The 17,121-nt window shown below is 60.0% G+C and carries 17 protein-coding genes; 7 read left to right on the top strand and 10 right to left on the bottom strand.

The window, feature by feature from the left end:
• Positions 1-18 precede the first annotated feature (18 nt).
• The gene (locus tag V5735_RS16715) at positions 19-1,077 is read left to right on the top strand and encodes a TrmB family transcriptional regulator (protein ID WP_423746397.1); all 1,059 of its coding nucleotides are present in this window, start codon (positions 19-21) and stop codon (positions 1,075-1,077) included.
• Here V5735_RS16715 and V5735_RS16710 read toward each other — a convergent pair.
• Positions 1,071-1,442 (bottom strand): DUF4112 domain-containing protein, encoded by a 372-nt coding sequence (locus tag V5735_RS16710; protein ID WP_423746245.1) that lies wholly within the window; start codon positions 1,440-1,442, stop codon positions 1,071-1,073. The two genes, V5735_RS16715 and V5735_RS16710, sit on opposite strands and share 7 nt — an antisense overlap.
• A gap of 119 nt (positions 1,443-1,561) precedes the next feature.
• Here V5735_RS16710 and V5735_RS16705 point away from each other — a divergent pair, with 119 nt between their 5' ends.
• Positions 1,562-2,290 carry a ferredoxin--NADP reductase gene (locus V5735_RS16705; protein ID WP_423746244.1) on the top strand — a complete coding sequence of 243 codons (729 nt, stop codon included), beginning with the start codon at positions 1,562-1,564 and terminating at the stop codon, positions 2,288-2,290.
• A gap of 21 nt (positions 2,291-2,311) precedes the next feature.
• Here V5735_RS16705 and V5735_RS16700 read toward each other — a convergent pair whose 3' ends face one another.
• Positions 2,312-2,719, bottom strand: coding sequence for a VOC family protein (locus tag V5735_RS16700; RefSeq protein WP_423746243.1), 408 nt, complete (start codon positions 2,717-2,719; stop codon positions 2,312-2,314).
• A gap of 129 nt (positions 2,720-2,848) precedes the next feature.
• On the opposite strand from V5735_RS16700, the gene V5735_RS16695 reads away from it, so the two are divergent.
• The 4 genes from V5735_RS16695 (at position 2,849) to V5735_RS16680 (ending at position 9,768) form a co-directional block, all read left to right on the top strand.
• On the top strand, positions 2,849-3,571 hold the full coding sequence (locus V5735_RS16695) for a ThuA domain-containing protein (RefSeq protein WP_423746242.1): 723 nt from the start codon (positions 2,849-2,851) through the stop codon (positions 3,569-3,571).
• Positions 3,572-3,747: 176 nt separating this feature from the next.
• Positions 3,748-5,346, top strand: coding sequence for a response regulator (locus tag V5735_RS16690; RefSeq protein ID WP_423746241.1), 1,599 nt, complete (start codon positions 3,748-3,750; stop codon positions 5,344-5,346).
• A 370-nt stretch (positions 5,347-5,716) separates the two neighbouring features.
• On the top strand, positions 5,717-6,523 hold the full coding sequence (locus tag V5735_RS16685; RefSeq protein WP_423746240.1) for a hypothetical protein: 807 nt from the start codon (positions 5,717-5,719) through the stop codon (positions 6,521-6,523).
• Positions 6,524-8,526: 2,003 nt separating this feature from the next.
• Complete coding sequence (locus tag V5735_RS16680) at positions 8,527-9,768, top strand: orc1/cdc6 family replication initiation protein (RefSeq protein ID WP_423746239.1); 1,242 nt, start codon at positions 8,527-8,529, stop codon at positions 9,766-9,768.
• A 171-nt stretch (positions 9,769-9,939) separates the two neighbouring features.
• Here the strand turns inward: V5735_RS16680 and V5735_RS16675 are convergent, their stop codons facing one another.
• The 4 genes from V5735_RS16675 to V5735_RS16660 all read right to left on the bottom strand — a co-directional run bounded on the left by V5735_RS16675 (position 9,940) and on the right by V5735_RS16660 (position 14,433).
• Positions 9,940-10,077: a hypothetical protein gene (locus tag V5735_RS16675; RefSeq protein WP_423746238.1), complete on the bottom strand. Its 138-nt coding sequence runs from the start codon at positions 10,075-10,077 to the stop codon at positions 9,940-9,942.
• A gap of 49 nt (positions 10,078-10,126) precedes the next feature.
• On the bottom strand, positions 10,127-11,200 hold the full coding sequence (locus V5735_RS16670) for a S1C family serine protease (RefSeq protein ID WP_423746237.1): 1,074 nt from the start codon (positions 11,198-11,200) through the stop codon (positions 10,127-10,129).
• Positions 11,201-11,367: 167 nt separating this feature from the next.
• Positions 11,368-13,503 carry a molybdopterin oxidoreductase family protein gene (locus V5735_RS16665; RefSeq protein ID WP_423746236.1) on the bottom strand — a complete coding sequence of 712 codons (2,136 nt, stop codon included), beginning with the start codon at positions 13,501-13,503 and terminating at the stop codon, positions 11,368-11,370.
• Positions 13,504-13,641: 138 nt separating this feature from the next.
• Positions 13,642-14,433, bottom strand: a complete 792-nt coding sequence (locus V5735_RS16660; protein WP_423746235.1) for a nucleoside phosphorylase — start codon at positions 14,431-14,433, stop codon at positions 13,642-13,644.
• Between the two features lie 42 nt (positions 14,434-14,475).
• On the opposite strand from V5735_RS16660, the gene V5735_RS16655 reads away from it, so the two are divergent.
• Positions 14,476-14,604, top strand: coding sequence for a hypothetical protein (locus V5735_RS16655; RefSeq protein WP_423746234.1), 129 nt, complete (start codon positions 14,476-14,478; stop codon positions 14,602-14,604).
• Between the two features lie 33 nt (positions 14,605-14,637).
• Here the strand turns inward: V5735_RS16655 and V5735_RS16650 are convergent, their stop codons facing one another.
• From V5735_RS16650 to V5735_RS16635, 4 genes are all read right to left on the bottom strand, one after another.
• Complete coding sequence (locus V5735_RS16650) at positions 14,638-15,204, bottom strand: class I SAM-dependent methyltransferase (RefSeq protein WP_423746233.1); 567 nt, start codon at positions 15,202-15,204, stop codon at positions 14,638-14,640.
• A 40-nt stretch (positions 15,205-15,244) separates the two neighbouring features.
• Entirely contained in the window at positions 15,245-15,643 is a 399-nt protein-coding gene (gene trxA / locus V5735_RS16645; RefSeq protein ID WP_423746232.1) for a thioredoxin, read from the bottom strand.
• A 228-nt stretch (positions 15,644-15,871) separates the two neighbouring features.
• A complete protein-coding gene (locus tag V5735_RS16640; protein ID WP_423746231.1) occupies positions 15,872-16,288 on the bottom strand; it encodes a hypothetical protein in 417 nt (138 codons plus the stop codon).
• A complete protein-coding gene (locus V5735_RS16635) occupies positions 16,285-17,121 on the bottom strand; it encodes a ParA family protein (protein WP_007978104.1) in 837 nt (278 codons plus the stop codon). Before V5735_RS16635 ends, V5735_RS16640 begins: the two co-directional genes overlap by 4 nt.

Below are 17,121 nucleotides of genomic sequence, written 5' to 3'. Positions count from 1 at the left end.
GAAACCATGAGTCAAGAAATGGACGACCGTACGCTCTCAGGACTCCTCCGCCAGTTCGGTCTCTCGGAGAAGGAAGTCGATACGTATCTCGCGATTCTCGAGCAGGGTGAAGCCAAAGCCAGCACCATCGCCGACGATGCCGGGGTGTCGAAGCGGTACGTCTACAGCACCAGCGAGAAGTTGGCGGAACGCGGGTTCGTGGAGGTGAACGACCACGTCGTCCCGACCATGATTCGCGCCAACCCGCCCGAGCGGGTCATCGGCACGCTCGCCGACCGGGTGGAGACGATGCGGCCCGCCCTCGACGAGCGATACTCGGCGACGACCAGCGAACCCGACCAGTTCGAGGTCATCAAGTCTCGCGTCACCGTCATCAAGCGGATTCAAAACCGGCTCGCGGCGGCGAACGAAGAGGTCACGCTCTCGATTCCCTACGAACACCTCCCCGAGGTCGCGGGCGAACTCGAAAGCGCGCTCGAGCGCGGGGTGCTCGTGTTGCTCGTCCTCAGCGGCGTTCACCGGGACGACGTGGACGAGACGGAGTTCGAGGGACTGGCCAGCACGGTCCGCGTGTGGCGCGAACCGATGCCGACGACGCTCACGGTGGACAAGCAGTTCGGCCTCGTCGCTCCGACGGAGATGATAGTCCGCTCGAACAGCGACAAGCAGGCCATCACGTTCGCACAGGAACAGCTCGTGCCGGTCCTCGTCGGGTCGTTCTTCGGCAACTACTGGCCCATGGCGAACGAGGTGTACGCGACGGAACCGGTGGCGCTACCGAAGACTTTCGACGACTTCCGCTCCGCCGTGTTGCAGGCGACGCTCCACCTCAGGAAAGGAAACAGCATCACCGCGCGCGTCACGGGACGGCCGGTCGGCGAGGAGGCGGACCCCACGACGGTCGAAGGGGGCGTCGTCGACGTCCGCCAATCGCTGCTCGAACCGGCGTCGAACGCGTTCCCGGTCGAAGCGGCGCTCGTCCTCGAAACCGAGGACGGCGAAGTGACGGTCGGCGGTTCGGGGTCGTTCGTCGAGGACTTCGAAGCCGAGGCCGTGACGCTCGAATTCGCTCAGTAACGCTCGACGTGTCGTTCGAGGAGGGACCGGTTCTTCCGATTCGCCTTCCACGCCGCGTCGAAAATCGAGCCGAGAACGGGAACCGACCCGGCGAACGTGTCGATGGCGACGTTTGCGAGCATTCGCGCGAGCACGTGACGCGGAACGTCCATTCGATAGCCTTCGAACGCTACGTAGAGCGAGATGAGTGCGGACGCGAGGTCGCCGCCGACGGGAAGCAAGCCGAGAATGGGGTCCAGACCGACGCGAAACTGGGTCCCGGGGATTCGAAACGCCTCGTCGAGGAGGCGGCTCACCGTTCGTACTCGCTCGATGGATTTTCGCTTATGATGAGGGAGCGTTTCGGGGATGTCGGCGGTGTTCATGGAGGTATATCCAGGCACTCCGTCGGGTTATGCGTTCCGGCAGTCCGGTAGTTCGGCAGTCCGGCAGTCCGGTAATTCGGCCGGTTCGTTTACGGAGAGGAATACCGTCAGCGTCGGCCATGCGCGAGGTCGAAATCACGTCGATACATCGGATGACGCCGCGAGTCAAGCAGTTCGAACTCGTCGCGGACGAGGCGTTCGAGTACGAACCCGGCCAACACACCCACCTCCACTTCGAACGGGACGGCGATGGGGGTGGAGATGGAGAAACGGAAGACGAGGAGGTCGTCCGGCCGTACACCGCGACCGGGTTGCCGGGGACGAACCGCATCACGTTGGCGATAAAGCGCTACGACGACGGGACCGCCTCGGTGTACATGCACGACCGCGAACCCGGAGACACCATCGAAATCGAGGAGTTGGACGGCAACCTCTCTCTCCGAGACCTCGATTCCGACGTTGCCTTCGTCTCGACTGGAACCGGAATCACGCCGATGATGGCGATGGTGAAACAGTACCTTCGAGACGGAAGCGGCAACGCTACCTTCCTCTACGGCGAAAAGACGCAAGAGGACGTGATGTACCGCGAGACGCTGGACCAACTCGAAGCGGAGCACGAGAACCTGACCGTGGTCTACTCGCTCTCGGACGAGGACTGGAGCGGCCGAACGGGACACGTCCAAGCGCACATCGAGGACGTCGTTCCGGACCCCGAAGCGACCGATTTCTACTGCTGTGGCGTCCCGGGAATGGTCGTCGAAACCACGGAGAAACTGGCCGACATCGGCGTCCCGGACGAGCGAATATACAGCGAAGGATGGGAGGAGGACGAAGTTTCCGAAGAGTGAATTCGGAGCGGCACGGCGACCCTACCCGTCGAACTCCCAGTAGGGGTTCCACGCAACCTCCCAGAGGTGGCCGTCCGGGTCGGCAAAATAGCCGGAGTAGCCGCCCCACTCGGTTTCCGTCGCGGGTTTTACGAGGTCACCGCCCGCCGAAACCGCGTCGCCGAGGACGGAATCGACCCGCTCCCTCGATTCGACGTTGTGGGCGAGCGTGATGCCGTCGAAACCGCTTCCGTCGGGCGAAACGGTCGCGTCGTCCGCGAGTTCCGTCCGCGGGTAAAGCGCGAGCCACGTTCCGGCGAGTTCGAAAAAAGCGATGTCGGCGTCGTCCTCGGACTCCTGCATCGGGAGTTCGAGTCCGTCGCGGTAGAACCGAACCGACGCGTCGAGGTCGGCGACGCCGAGCGTGACGATGCTGATTCTGGGGTCCATGACGCAAATCCGACAGGGACGAAGATAAGCGTGGTTGTGGTCGTATGAGAATACGCGTCGCTGTGTGGTGTGGTCTCGGGGAAGCGACCGTCCGAAACACCCAATCGAGCGGCCGGTGAGAGACGAGACATGGACGACACGCGCGTCACGGTGTGGAACGAATTCCGGCACGAGCGAGAAGACGAAGCGAGCGAGGAGTGCTATCCCGACGGCATCCACGCGGTGCTCGCCGAAGCGTTAGAGGAGCGAGGTTTCGCTGTCGAAACGGCGACGCTCGACGAACCCGAGCACGGGTTGACGGAGGAGGTGCTCGACGAGACGGACGTGCTCACGTGGTGGGGGCACACAGCACACGACAAAGTGGAAGACGAAGTAGTCGAGCGGGTACAACGGCGCGTCCTCGACGGGATGGGGCTCATCGTCCTCCATTCGGGTCACTTCTCGAAGATTTTCAAGCGGTTGATGGGCACGAGTTGCGACCTGAAGTGGCGGGAATCGGGCGAGCGAGAGCGCCTGTGGGTCGTGGAATCCGGGCACCCCATCGCGGACGGAATCGACGAAAAAGTCGTCGTTCCGAACGCGGAGATGTACGGCGAACGATTCGACGTTCCGGCCCCCGACGAACTCGTCTTCGTCAGTTGGTTCGAGGGTGGAGAGGTGTTCCGAAGCGGGTGTTGCTACCGCCGCGGGTCGGGACGCATCTTCTACTTCCGACCCGGCCACGAAACGTACCCGATTTACCGACAGCCCGAGATTCAGCGAATATTGGGGAATGCCGTCGAATGGGCCGCCGCTGGGAACGGCGCCCGTCCAGAGTTCGGGAGGGTTCCCGAGCCGCCCGAAGAACGGTAGCTCGATAGTCGCAGCGGAGAGCCGAACACGTAGACCGGACCGAAATGGGCATGCAACGAGCAGACAACAGATGTGAAACGAAAGAGGGGAAAACCGAAATACGTGAAGTATGTAATGTATCCAAGATGACGAGGACAAAGTTATATATTGGTCACATACGAGACGTGTAGTGTAGAATGGAAGGTCGCCCGATTCGGGTGCTCCACGTCGAAGACAACGAGTTCTTCGGAACAATAGCGTCGGAAATTCTCCAACAGGAGATAGAAGACGTGACCGTTCGCACGGAGACCGTCCCAACGGACGCTCTGGCCCGCCTCGAACAGGAGCAGTTCGATTGCGTCGTTAGTGACTACGAGATGCCGGAGATGGACGGCCTCGAACTGCTCGACGCGGTGCGAGAGCGAGCACCCGAAATGCCCTTCATCCTCATGACGGGGGGAGGAAGCGAGAAAACGGCGAGTAAAGCGATTTCCGCTGGAATTACCGACTATCTCAGGAAAGGGACCGGAAAGAGACAGTTCGTCGCCCTCGCAAACAGAGTCGAAAACGCGGTCGCACATCGACGTGCGGAACAGACGGTTCGACGCCAAATAGCTATCAACGAACTCATCTGGAGCATTAGCCAATCGCTGCTCGAAGCATCGACCCGTGGGGAGATAGAGGAGGCCGTTTGCGAACGACTCGCAGCGTCCGAATCGTATCGTTTCGCCTGGGTCGGAAAAGCCGATGACGACGGACGGATCGTTCCCCGCGTCTCCGCGGGAGTCGAGGCGGGATACCTCGACAACGTACTCCACACCGATTCGCAAGGATACCACTACACGCCGCTCGCACGCGCCGTCGAAACGGGACAGATGCAGATAACACAGAATATCGGCACGGATTCCTCCGGCGAGGAGTGGCAACAGAAGGCCCGCAAGCGCGGCTATCGGTCGAAGGCAACGATACCCCTCAGATACGAAAGCACACTTTACGGAGTGTTGAACGTCTATTCTTCTCACCCGCACGCGTTCGACGAGACGGAGCGACACGTCCTCTCGAAGTTCGGCAACAGCATCGCGTACGCCATCAACTCCGTTCGGACGCGACAGGAGTTGCTCCGTCGTGAACAACGCCTCCAAGTGTTCAACCGCATACTCCGACACAACCTCCGAAACGACCTCAACGTCGTTCTCGGACACGCGGACAACCTCATAGAATCGGTCCCCGAGGCGACCGAAAGCGCCGAAATCATCAAACGAAAGGCGACGGACCTGATAGACGTCAGCGAAAAGGCCCGCGAGGTCGGTCGGACGCTCGACGAACCCAGCGGGACGCGGGCCGCCATCGAAATCACGAGTCTCATCGAACGGACGTGCTCGGACCTCAGAGAAGCGTACCCTGCGGTCGAACTCTCCGCTGATCTTCCCGAGAGAGCGTGGGTATATGGCGACAAAACGCTCGACACGGTGGTCAACGAGGTCGTCGAAAACGCCATCAAACACAACGACCGCGAACGGCCGACCGTGACGCTTTCGGTAACGACCGTCGAGGAGGATGAGAAACGGTGGGTAGAGATCGTCGTTGCGGACGACGGACCGGGAATCCCGGAGGAAGAACAGGCGGTACTCATCGAAGGGAGGGAAACCGCCCTCCAACACGGTAGCGGACTCGGATTGTGGCTGATGAACTGGATCGTCGGTAAGTTCGGAGGCGATCTACACTTCGGTACCAATCGGCCGATGGGGAGCATCGTGACGATTCGACTCAAACGCGCCGATCCGTCGGTCGGGTAGTCGAGACTCGACGGATAATCGGAAACCCGTCAGATAATCGGAAACCCGTCAGATAATCGGAAACCCGTCAGATAATCGGAAACCCGTCAGATAATCGGAAACCCGTATTCTCGCCGTCGGCCGCCGGGACGGGACAATTCGACCGGCAGTTACGCGCGCCTACTGCAAACAACCTGTTACAATCTCGCTCCCTCTGTTACAATCTCGCTCCCAGTACCGTCCTCACTTTCTGTACCGTCCTCACTCCGATGAATGATGAACTCACTCGGGTCGGGAATCCATTCTGCTTTCGTTGGTTGTCCGCTTTTTTAATACCGGCTGAAAGTTCAACAATAAATATATAGTGATGAAGGAAAATGGTTGGAACGAAATGAGCACTGAACTCCCACGTACCATCGACCGCTTCCGACAGCCGAAGTACACGGGTGAAAATCGCTGTACACCCTGTACGATAGTGAACGTCGCTATCGCCGTCGTCGTCAGTACGATACTGACGTTCCCAGCGATGCCGCTCGGAATCGCGTTCTTCGCGTTCAGCATGGCCGCGATTTATCTCCGCGGGTACCTCGTCCCCGGAACACCGCGGTTTACGAAAACCTACTTCCCCGACTGGTTGCTTCGAAAGTTCGACAAGCACGAAATGCCGACCGCGACACCGGAACCGACGGACCGCGAGCCGGAGGACGTCCTCTCCGAGGCGAACGTCGTCGAACCCTGTGCCGAAATCGACGACCTCTGTCTCGACGAGGAGTTCCGCTCGGCGTGGCACGAGAACATGGAGCGCGTCATGGCGGACGGTGCAGAAAAGCGGGACTTGAGTCGGATTCTTGGCGCGGACGAAGCGGAGTTGGAGTTCGAAGAGCACGACTCCGCCTTCATCGCCCGAATCGAGGGCCGCCGACTCGGCCAATGGGAATCTCGACCCGCGCTGATCGCCGACCTCGCGGCCGCCCGCGAACTGAGCGACCGATACGACCACTGGGACGACCTCTCCGTCGACAACCAAAGCCGCATCCTTAGCGGTCTTCGTATCTTCCTCGACACCTGCCCGGAATGTGGTGATACTATTACGGCGGAGCAGGAGACCGTCGAATCCTGCTGCCGGTCGATGGAAGTCGTCGCCGCCACCTGCGAAGGATGTGACGCACGGATCCTCGAAGTCGAACAAACCGAATAAGAATCCCGTTATTCGGCCTGTTTCTACCGAACGACCATAACAATCCTTCCTCTTCTACCTCCCCTTCTACCTACTCTTCCTCCTCTTCCTCCCCTTCCTCCTCTTCCTCCCCTTCCTCCTCTTCCTCTTACAAGCACGAGTCATCGAATGTGTCGTTGGAGAGGTGTCTCGATTCGATGGCGATGGGGACCAGACGGTGATGTAGATCGGACCGATGAGAGAGCGAGCCGAGGTTTGGGTTTCGATAACCACACCACTGTTTCCGTTGTTTCCGCGCTCGATAGACCAAACTCGGGAGGTATTATTTCCCCCACAATATATAAGAAAAGTATATCTGGGACGTCTGAGTGTCCAATTCATGGATAGTGATTTCTCACACGGGGACTGGTCGACTCCTCTATTTCCGCTGTCTTCTCACCCGAGCAGCGACGGGACTATTTCGAGGAGATTATAAAGGACCCCGTGATTTCCGCTGTTTCCGTCGCTCCGTCGAATTACTCAACGACCCCACGATTTCCGCTGTTTTCGATGAAATCGCCGTATGTTGTGTCGGTGCTGTAGCCGCCGTGTCGTCGGGTTTTCTCGCTGGTGTGAAATCGGTTTCTCGTCGTCGACGAACCAGTCGGTACTGTCGGGCAAGACGTTACTGTTGAACCGGTCGTTACGGCGAACCGGTCGCTCTGGTGGATCGATCATTACTGGTATATTCTCGCTACAGTCGTCGTCTCCTCGTGACCCGTATTGTTCTCCTCACGACCTGTATTGTGGAACTCGTGTTACTATCGTTCGCGGTAGGCGAGTAACGGATGAGTAGCAGATAAGAAGTAGGTGAGTAGTGAACCGTGTTATGTTATCAGAATGGCAAACATCACCATCTGCACTGTATCCCATCTCTACTGTACCGTTCAGTCTGGGATATCCATCGTCCACTTGCTGATGCCGACCCGAATCGAAGTACAGAATCATGTCTACGACCGAAGTACACGGTTCTACACACCCCACGATTTCCGCTGTCGGACGAATGAAACGTGCGATGCCACCAAACGGAATGAGAATATGGGTAGGGGGACACCCACCCCATGATTTCCGCTGTTTTGGTGGGAAAGGGTGGGGGAGGGGGTGGGGGGAGGCGATCACGAGAGGAAGTTCAGCCCCACTCAACGGATGAACGTCTGTGGTGAACAGCGGAAACAGAGGAGTTTCTGCCGTACAGAGAACGGACTAAAAAGACGGGGAAAGTCGCAGGAAAAGTGTTCCGCGTTGCTGATAAGGCAGTTCAGCTGCGGATATAAATCGAAAAATTCGGAGAATAAATCACGTACCCAAGCCGTAGATTATCACTGGACCGGCTTCTGAAAAACATGTCAAGAAACACCTCGAAACGCTTCGGAAACCGGTTGGGGAATATAATGCCGTTGATAATAACAGATAGAACGGGTTTGCGAGATATGGTTGCTTGAACTATAGTCTAGTTTAATAGAATTATCAAGTTGTTCTTTTTCTTCACTACGGATATGGTTATACGATATAGGTAATAAAAGTACCGCTTTTTATAGACCACTTCCCCCCACCCCACCGTCTCTTCTCCCAAAGACTCCGGAAACAATGGGGTGGGTGTCCGTTTATAAACTAACTCGCGTCTTTTCAACACCTCGCCACCAACTAAACACGTGAATTCTACGGCTAAACAATCTCTCCCTCGATTCTACTCGAATATATTCACCCCGTCATTTCCTCCAACCCCATCGTTTCCGCTGTCTTTCTCATCCCCTCTCCGACGTGTTTGCACTCCGTGATTCTCCGTTCCCCATCCGTGGTCGCCTTTTCACTCCTCCTTTCCAGCTTTTCGTCTCGAAGTAACCGAATCTCGTAAGTTACTACTCCGCCCCGCGGACAACGGAAACGATGCACCGGGACAAATCTTGAAATCACTTAAAACGTTCGGAACAAAAGAAACAAAGGACGGCCCAGTTTTATATACTCGTCCGTGAATACGTTGTGTAATGGCCTCGTTTAGTTTCGACCGGGATAACTCCCTTTATAAAAATCGGGACGCCCTTTTGGAGGAGTACACGCCGAACAATCTGGTCGGTCGGGACGACGAACTCGAAGAGTATCACGCCGCACTGCAACCGATAATCAACGGGGAAGCGCCGTCGAACATCTTTCTGTACGGGAAAAGTGGGGTCGGGAAGACCGCCGCGACGCGATTTCTTTTGAACCAACTGCAGGAAGACGCCGCTCGGTACGACGATATCACCCTCTCCGTCGTCGAGATCAACTGCGACGGTCTCAATTCGAGCTATCAGGTCGCGGTCCGGCTCGTCAACACGCTCCGCGACCCGGCTGACCAGATCAGCAACACCGGCTATCCGCAAGCACAGGTCTACAGCTTCCTCTGGGACGAACTCGACGAACTCAACGGCACCATCATCATCGTGCTGGACGAGGTAGACCACATCAACGACAATTCGATTCTCTATCAAATTCCTCGCGCGCGAAGTAATGGATACCTCGAACACGCCAAAATCGGCCTCATCGGCATCAGTAACGACCTCTCGTTCCGCGATTCGCTCTCGGCGAAAGTTCGTTCCTCGCTCTGTGAAAAGGAAGTCTCGTTTCCGCCGTACGACGCGACGGAACTCCAGAAAGTGCTTCGCCAGCGCGAACAGGTCGCGTTCCACGAGAGCGCGCTCGCAGAGGACGTGATTCCGCTCTGTGCGGCGTACGGTGCACAAGACGCCGGTGACGCGCGGCAGGCGCTGGACTTGCTCCTGGAAGCGGGGGACCTCGCGCGAAAGGACGCGGCGGAACAGGTCGTTGACCATCACGTTCAAGAGGCACGGCGGAAACTCGAACGCGACCGAATCATGGAGGGCGTCGCGGACCTCACCCAACACGCGCGTCTCATCCTCTACGCGCTCACGTCCCTCGAAGCGGAGGATGACTCCCCCGCCCGTTCGCGGGACATCCGCCCTCGATACGAGCAGTTGTGTAACCACATCGGCACCGAAGCGCTCACGAGCAGGCGAATGCGCGACCACCTCGCCGACCTCGCGATGCTCGGAGTCATCTCTTCGACCGAGAAAAACGAGGGAATGTCTGGCGGGAAGTACCGCGAGCACGCGCTCAAACAGGACCTCCATCTCGTCGTGAGCGCCCTCGAAGAAACCATCGAACTCGCTGGCGTCCACGAAAGTATCCGCCCGTACTATCAGTCACTGCTCGACGAGCGCGAGGACTGAGAAAGGGGTGTACACGAGAGGCGAGTGAGAATGAGCGAGGAGTGAGAGTGAACAAGGAACGAGAGGTGAATGAGAGTGAACGTCGACTGCGGAACGAAGTTGTACGAGGAACGAAGGATAACGTACGTTCTCACGCCTGACACCACCGTTTCCGTTGTCACAGCAACGTCATCACGGTCGAATTAACTCCACAATTTCCGTTGTTTTTCCGATGCCGGGTTTTGATTCCCGTATACCACCGCTCAACCCCTTCATTTCCGCTGTTCTTCGCATCCCGTTCTTCGCCCCTTCCTTCTTGCCGTTCTCCACTTTACCGTTCTCCGTTTTCCGCGAGTCTCCTCACCGTCACACTTTCGAGTCACTCCACGCCGATGCTGATGCCGCCGCGTCCGGGCGCTTTGGGTCGCTCACCGAGAACGACCGTCTCCGACAGCCGTCGTCCGTCCCGGACGAGTTCGACCTCGGCTTTCTCTCCCGGTCGCGTTTCGATGAGGAGGTGGCGCATCAACTCCTCGTGCGAACGCACCGCTCGTCCGTTTATACCGACGATGACATCTCCACCGACAGGGACGTCGCGTCCGCGGAGCGTTCGCACCGATTCGCATCCCACGAGGGCACCGCTCGCCGGACCGAGGCGCACGTCCACGACGAGCACCCCCCGCGTCTCCGACAGTTCGTTCGCTTCGGCGACCAGCGGCGACACGTCCACCGTCGATATTTTGAGGTACGGGTGGCGGTAGTGGCCGATTTCTATCAGCGTCGGTACGACCCGAGAGACGATTGCTCCCGAGATGGCAAAGCCGATGCCGTCCCCCTGTCGAGCGCGGTTGACGCCGACGACTTCCCCGTCCAGCGTCACGAGTGGTCCGCCGCTGTTTCCGGGATTGATGGCGGCGTCGGTCTGTACGGTGTCGGGGATGGTGAAGCCGTTCCCGGTGGGGAGCGAGCGATTCGTCCCGCTGACGATTCCCGTCGTAATCGTTCCGTCGAGCCCCATCGGGTTCCCGAGCGCGGCGACCCGCTGTCCCGGCGTCGGCGCATCGGCCGCGACGGGGAGCGGTTCGGCGTACGCCGGAAGGTCGGTGACTTCGACGACGGCGAGATCAGTCCCGTCGTCACGTCCGACGACGCGTCCGGTTCGCCAGTCGCCCTCGCTGAAGCGGATCTCCACCTCGTCGACACCGCCGACGACGTGTCCGTTCGTGACGACGTACCCGTCCGGTTCCCGCTGGTCGTCGTGGTCGTATATGAATCCCGACCCCGCGCCGCTCCTCGTCGGGCCGTTCACGTCCCGCGGCGTGACGTACACCGACACGACCGACGGAATCGTCTCGCGATACAGCTGTTCGTATATCGATTGCTCATTTATCCGGTACCCGTCTGCCAACTGCCCGTCCGTTTCGTGTTTGTCGTCTGATTCGTGTTTGTTCATATTTCGTTCGACTCTCGAACGCACGGCCGTTGCTCGCCAACTTTCGCCCGGTGCTCGTCGCCGCTTTCCGATTCGGAGGCGACGACATCCGGGGACCACGGCTCGATAGCCGAATTCACGATAGGTTAGTGCCGAGCACGGTTAAGAACGTCACTTGTTATCATCACTCATTCTCCTCCGGACACTCCCTTCGTGACCGCCACGGGAACGTGTTTGTACGTCGGAATCTTCGATTCGGGGTCGAGTTCGTCGCCGGTCAGTCGGTTGACGAGCGGTTCGGCGAAGTGGAACGTCAGGAACACCACGCCGGAACGAATCGACGGCGTGACCGCCGCACTCGCCTCTACCCGGCCGTGCTCGCTCTCGACGACGACCGTTTCCCCGTCCTCGATTCCCCGTTCTCTCGCGTCGTCGGGGTGTATCTGCATCGCGTCGGCGCTCCGAAGGCGCGTCAACACGTCGGATCGTCGGGTGACGACCCCGCTGTTGAAATGTTCGACGACGCGTCCGGTCGTCAACACCAGTTCGTCCTCGTCGTCCGGTTCCACGAGTTCGACCGGGACGAGCGGCACGCGTCGGTGTCCGTTGGCGAACGTCTCCCGGTGGAGGACGCCGATTCCTTCGCTCGCTCCTTCCGGTAACGGCCAGCGTTGACTTCCCTCCCCTATTTCCGCGAACCCCATCCCGGCGTACTGCGGTGTCACCCGCCGTAACTCCTCGAAGACGGCCGCCGCCCCGCCGTAGTCGAAGGCCCCTTCCGACGCCTCGTTTTCGGTCGCTTCCTCGTTTCCCGTCGCCCGCATCAGCCTTCGACCGAGTTCCCGGAGGACGTCCAAATCGGCGCGCGCGTTCCCCGGCGGGAACGCGACGGGGCGCATCCGCTGTACTTGCCGGTCGGTGTTGGTAACGGTTCCCTCCTTCTCCGCCCACGAACTCGCCGGGAGTACGACGTCCGCGTGTTCGACCGTCTTCGTCGGGAAGATGTCCTGTACCACCAGGCAGTCGAGCGAATCGAGTTCTCGCGCCGTTCGACTCGCGTTCGGTTCGGTCGCCGCGATGTTCTCGCCGAACACGAACGCGCCGCGAATCCCGTCGCCGAACTCGTGTGTCATCTCGACCTCCGTCAGACCGGGTTTCGACGGCGGTTCGACACCCCACACGTCTCCGATATCGGTCCGGGCGTCCTCGTCCGTGACCGAGCGGTAGCCCGGGAGCACGTCGGGTAAACAGCCGACGTCGCTCGCGCCTTGGACGTTGTTCTTCCCGCGAAGCGGGTTGACGCCAGCACCGCGCTTTCCGATGTTTCCGGTGACCAGCGAGAGGTTGAGAAGCGCGTGGACGTTCGTCGTTCCGTAGCGATGCTGGCTCATCCCCATGCCGGTGAACGCCGCGGCGCGGTCCGCGGTGGCGTAGACGCGCGCGGCCTCTCGGAGGTCGTCCTCCGCGACGCCCGCGAGTTCCGCACACGCGCTCACGTCAACGTCGGCGATGAACTCCCGAAACGCGGCGACCTCGGACACGCGTTCGCGGAGAAACGTCTCGTCCTCCAACCCTTCCTCAAAAATCACGGCGCACATCGCGTTCAACAGCGGGATGTCGTAGCCGGGTTTGACCGGCAAGTGGTGGTCCGCGATGGCGCTCGTTCGGTTGGTTCGCGGGTCGATTTGAACCACCGTCGTCCCGCCTTTCGCGGCCGGTGCGAGGTACGAACTGAAGATTATCGGGTGCTGTTCGGCCGGGTTCGAGCCACAGATGAGAAAGCAGTCGGCGTCCCCGAGGTCCGAAAGCGTGTTCGTCATCGCACCGGCACCGAATCGACTCGCCATCGCCGCGACAGTCGAGGAGTGACAGAGCCGAGCGCAGTTGTCCACGTTGTTCGTGCCGAGGGTCCGAGCGATTTTTTGCAGCAGGTAGTCCTCCTCGTTCGTACACCCCGAGGAAGCGAAAAACCCCAGCGCGTCCGGTCCGTGTTCGTCCGCGATGCGGGCGAATTCGGTTTCGATTCGGGAGAACGCCTCGTCCCACGAAACGCTCACCAATTCCCCGTCGCGACGAACCTGTGGCTCGGTCAACCGCTCGTCGTGGCCGACGACTTCGTAGGCGGCTACCCCCTTCGGACAGAGTTCACCGCGGCGGTTCACCGGCGCGTGCCACCCTCGTCCCCGTGCGGATTTCCCGGACGTGCCCGTTTTCGCCGGTCGAACGCCGCACCCGACGCCGCAGAAGGGACAGATGCTTTTCGCGTCTCGTTCGATGGTCCGCTCGCCTCCGCCACCGGTTCGCTCTCCCGAGTTATCTCCCATGCACGTCCATGCAACCGGGCGGTGTTAATGCCTGTCGGGGAATCGAACGCCGAGCGAGTCGAGTCACGGAGTACTCACGGCCCCCCGTCGTCGTGACCTGTCGTTACCACCACCGGCCGCCATGGCCGTGACCGTCGGTCATCGGGAACCTCCGTTGCCGTCACGACCGTCCGCATCGAGGTGGTCGTGAAGTGCCGCTATCGCCGGGTCGAGGAGTTTCGGCTGTACGTTCTCGTACTCGGTGCCGGGGTCCCACTCCTCCTCGGTCAGCAGGTCGCCGATGTCGAAGACTGCGGCCGCATCCACGCCGCGGTACTCCGCGACCGCGAACAGGGCCGCCGCTTCCATCTCGACGCTGACGACCCCCGCGTCCGCGTACTCCTCGATTTCGGCCACCGTCTCGCGGTAGAACGCGCTCGTCGTCCACGTGGTTCCGCGGTGCGTCGGTACCTCGCTCTCCTCGAACCGCGCTTCGAGGCGGTCGGTGAGTTCCGGCGAGGGTTCGGCCTCGGATTCCGGCGGGAGATAGTGATACGAGACGCCCTCGTCCCGGATCGCCTCGTCGGCGATTATCGCGTCCGTGGGTTCTATCGAGCGCTGGAGCGTCCCGCTCCCGCCGACGATACAGAGCGCTTCCGCGCCCGCCGCGATGAGGTTCTCGGCGACAGTACCCGTCGCTGGCGCACCGATACTGAACCCGCCGACGACGCCGACCGTTTCGTCGATGGGATGCACCTCGAAATCCCGAACGATTGGTATCGGGTCGCCCGTTCGCTCCGCGAGTATCTCCTCGAAGAAATCGCGTTGGTAGGTGATGATGACGGCCTTCGGAACCTCCACCTCGGCGTCGCCGCCCTGTCCCCCGATGGCGTCCGCAGCGGAGAACAGCGTCGGGGAATCGTACTTGTCGCCGTAGTTCGGAATCGGCATGTGGTATATTTTTAGCAGGTTTTTCAAATAATGTATTGATACATGGTAACACGACTTATTGTATTGCTCGTCAGCGTTCTCGAAAATCCCGTAGTCCATCCCTGCAATCCGCTGTGTCACTTCGTCGAAATCGGTGCGACCGTTCGGCGTTCCATCGAACTAATGGCGTGAAAAATCGGACCGGCTCGCCGTCCTACCGTTGCCCTATCGCCGCGCGACCAGCACGAACGTCTCGGGACGCGAGCGTCCCGATTCCACCTCGAACCCGGCGGCGGTGAGGAGTTCGCGCGCCGTTTCGAGGTCGTAGCGCTCGTTGACCGGGGGTCCGCTTTCACCGCGGCCGTCGGCGCTCCAGTCGGCGACGACCAATCGACCGCCGGGTCGAAGAATGCGTCCGACCTCCGCGAGCGCGTCCTCGCTCGCGAACTCGTGGAACGTCATCGTCGAGAACGCGGCGTCGAGTTCGTCGTCGTCGAACGGAAGGTCATCGATGGTCGCCGTCACGAGCGCGACGTTCTCCGGGACGCCCTTCTCTCGATAGTAGTCGTGCATCGCGTCCTGCATGTCGACCGCGTACACGCCGACGTTCGCCGCCTCGCCGAAGTCGGCGACGTCGTCCGTGTAAAATCCGGTCCCGCTCCCGAGGTCGGCGACGGTTTCGTCGGCACCGAGGTCGAGCCGCGCCAGTAACTCCTCGCGCGAGACGTACCGATACCGCCCTGCGTCTTCGAGCTTTGCCGCCTTCTCGGGGTCGAACGTGTGAAAACCCATCTCGTTCTCCTGTTGTGACCGGTCGGATAAAGAACCCCGTTTAGGCGAACTGGTTGACGAGGTTCATCAACGTCGCCTGGTCCTGCATCCCGACCATCCGCTTTGCGATCTCACCGTCGGCGTACAACTGGAGCGTCGGAACGCCGCGCACGCCGTTCTGTTGTGCGAGCAGTTGGTGTTGGTCGATGTCCACCTTGGCGACGACGGCTTCGGTCTCCTTCGCCACGGCTTTGACCACCGGTTCAAGCATCTTGCACGGACCACACCAGTCCGCGTAGAAGTCCACCAACACGACGTCGTTCGCCTTCGTAAGCTCATCGAGGTGCGACTCGCTCTCGACGTGAACCGGCTCTCTCGGGGTCTCCTCGTCTTCTTCCGTCGGTCCGTTCATCAACTCTTCACGTTTCTGTTTCCTAATTTCGCTGATTTCGTCCGTCATCTATCCCACGATAGGGACCCCTCCGACTTAACGGTTTTGCACTAATTGCACAATTCAATCCGCCATCGTTGCTCGGTACTCTGTCACGACTACCGTCTGGCTATCGCAACTATCCAATTGGCTATTTGTCTGGGGCTCTCCCCGAATATCTTCCCAGAAATCTATCCGGAATTCTTCCTGCCTATCTCAGCAGATTTATATCGAGATATCCGCAAGCAGAAAGCGCCGTTACCGCCGACCGTATCCCCACTCTTCCATCACTCGGCGCACGTCGTCGACGTTCTCCAATCCCGCGCGGATGAGCGCTTCGCGCACGTCGAGGGCCATCACCTTGTCCCCATCGAACGTTTGACTCAGGTCCCGTTCCAGTTCGTCGATTTCGGTCGCCGTTTGGTCTTGTACGTACACCGGAACAGCGTCCCGGTCGGCTTTCACGGTTCGCCGCGCGAAAATGAACGGTAACGGGTCGGAACTCGCGCTCGTCGAATCCGCGGCCGAATCGGCGCCATCCGCCTCGGCGGCGTTCGGTTTCGAGGTCTCGGTCTCCCCGCTCGAATCCGCGGTCGTAACGGTTTCCGTGCCGTAGCCGTCGAGGTCGTCGCTGTAATCGTCGTCCGTCGCGCCGTACCTGTCGTCCTTGGTCATGCCTCGACCTCCACCGCGTCGACCGTTCCCTGTTGGACGATTCGCGCCAACTGTTCGAAGTTCGCGAGCAGATCGCCTTCGTACTCGCGGAGGTCACGGGTTTCGTCGCTTTCCGCGAACTCGAACAGGTTCATCTGGTTCTTCCACGCTTCCTTCAGCACGTCGCGCTTTCGAACACCGAACGGCGTCACCGGTTTCCCGTCCGTTTCGAGTTCCTCGCGCGTATCGCGGTAGATGTTCGAATCGCCGACTTCGTTGGGGACGACGGCGAGGATTCCCAATTCGAAGCTATCGTCGAACTTCTTGAACCCGCGTTCCATGCTGTCGAGGGTGTCCTCCAGTCCTTCGATGGAGATACTCCCTTTTCGGGTGAGTTCGATGGGAATGAGGACGTTTCGCGCCGCGACGAGCGCGTTGTCCACGAGGACGTTCAGCGTCGCTGGCGGGTCGATGATGAAGTAATCGTACTCCCCGGCGACGGATTTGAGCGCGGACCGCAGTTGGAACTCCCGAAGCGACGTGTTCCGCGCGGCCATCTCGCTCTCGATGTTCGCGAGTCCCTCGTGGGACGGCACGAGGTCGAAATCCTCCGTTTCGACGATGAGCGAGCGGATGTCCTTTTCGTCGTCCAGCAGGACGTGCCCGAGATGGTCGCGGTCTCCGGTTTTCAACTCTTGATAGCCCACGTGGTCGGTCAGACTTCCCAGTTGGGGGTCCAGGTCGATGACGAGAACCCGCTCGTCCTGTCGGCCCAGCGCGGCGGAGACGTTGGTCGCCATGGTCGTCTTGCCGACCCCGCCGGACTCGCTCCACAGTGTGATGGCCCGTTTCAT

This window comes from Haladaptatus sp. SPP-AMP-3 (assembly GCF_049568665.1).
Lineage (GTDB): Archaea > Halobacteriota > Halobacteria > Halobacteriales > Haladaptataceae > Haladaptatus > Haladaptatus paucihalophilus.
This window is presented reverse-complemented; position numbering and strand designations above follow the sequence as displayed.

Excerpts from the sequence above, each read along its gene's own strand:
- V5735_RS16715 (WP_423746397.1), top strand. The coding sequence starts at position 19 with ATGGACGACCGTACGCTCTCAGGACTCCTCCGCCAGTTCGGTCTCTCG.
- V5735_RS16710 (WP_423746245.1), bottom strand. The coding sequence starts at position 1,442 with ATGAACACCGCCGACATCCCCGAAACGCTCCCTCATCATAAGCGAAAA.
- V5735_RS16705 (WP_423746244.1), top strand. The coding sequence starts at position 1,562 with ATGCGCGAGGTCGAAATCACGTCGATACATCGGATGACGCCGCGAGTC.
- V5735_RS16700 (WP_423746243.1), bottom strand. The coding sequence starts at position 2,719 with ATGGACCCCAGAATCAGCATCGTCACGCTCGGCGTCGCCGACCTCGAC.
- V5735_RS16695 (WP_423746242.1), top strand. The coding sequence starts at position 2,849 with ATGGACGACACGCGCGTCACGGTGTGGAACGAATTCCGGCACGAGCGA.
- V5735_RS16690 (WP_423746241.1), top strand. The coding sequence starts at position 3,748 with ATGGAAGGTCGCCCGATTCGGGTGCTCCACGTCGAAGACAACGAGTTC.
- V5735_RS16685 (WP_423746240.1), top strand. The coding sequence starts at position 5,717 with ATGAGCACTGAACTCCCACGTACCATCGACCGCTTCCGACAGCCGAAG.
- V5735_RS16680 (WP_423746239.1), top strand. The coding sequence starts at position 8,527 with ATGGCCTCGTTTAGTTTCGACCGGGATAACTCCCTTTATAAAAATCGG.
- V5735_RS16670 (WP_423746237.1), bottom strand. The coding sequence starts at position 11,200 with ATGAACAAACACGAATCAGACGACAAACACGAAACGGACGGGCAGTTG.
- V5735_RS16665 (WP_423746236.1), bottom strand. The coding sequence starts at position 13,503 with ATGGGAGATAACTCGGGAGAGCGAACCGGTGGCGGAGGCGAGCGGACC.
- V5735_RS16660 (WP_423746235.1), bottom strand. The coding sequence starts at position 14,433 with ATGCCGATTCCGAACTACGGCGACAAGTACGATTCCCCGACGCTGTTC.
- V5735_RS16655 (WP_423746234.1), top strand. The coding sequence starts at position 14,476 with ATGGTAACACGACTTATTGTATTGCTCGTCAGCGTTCTCGAAAATCCC.
- V5735_RS16650 (WP_423746233.1), bottom strand. The coding sequence starts at position 15,204 with ATGGGTTTTCACACGTTCGACCCCGAGAAGGCGGCAAAGCTCGAAGAC.
- trxA (WP_423746232.1), bottom strand. The coding sequence starts at position 15,643 with ATGACGGACGAAATCAGCGAAATTAGGAAACAGAAACGTGAAGAGTTG.
- V5735_RS16640 (WP_423746231.1), bottom strand. The coding sequence starts at position 16,288 with ATGACCAAGGACGACAGGTACGGCGCGACGGACGACGATTACAGCGAC.
- V5735_RS16635 (WP_007978104.1), bottom strand. The coding sequence starts at position 17,121 with ATGAAACGGGCCATCACACTGTGGAGCGAGTCCGGCGGGGTCGGCAAG.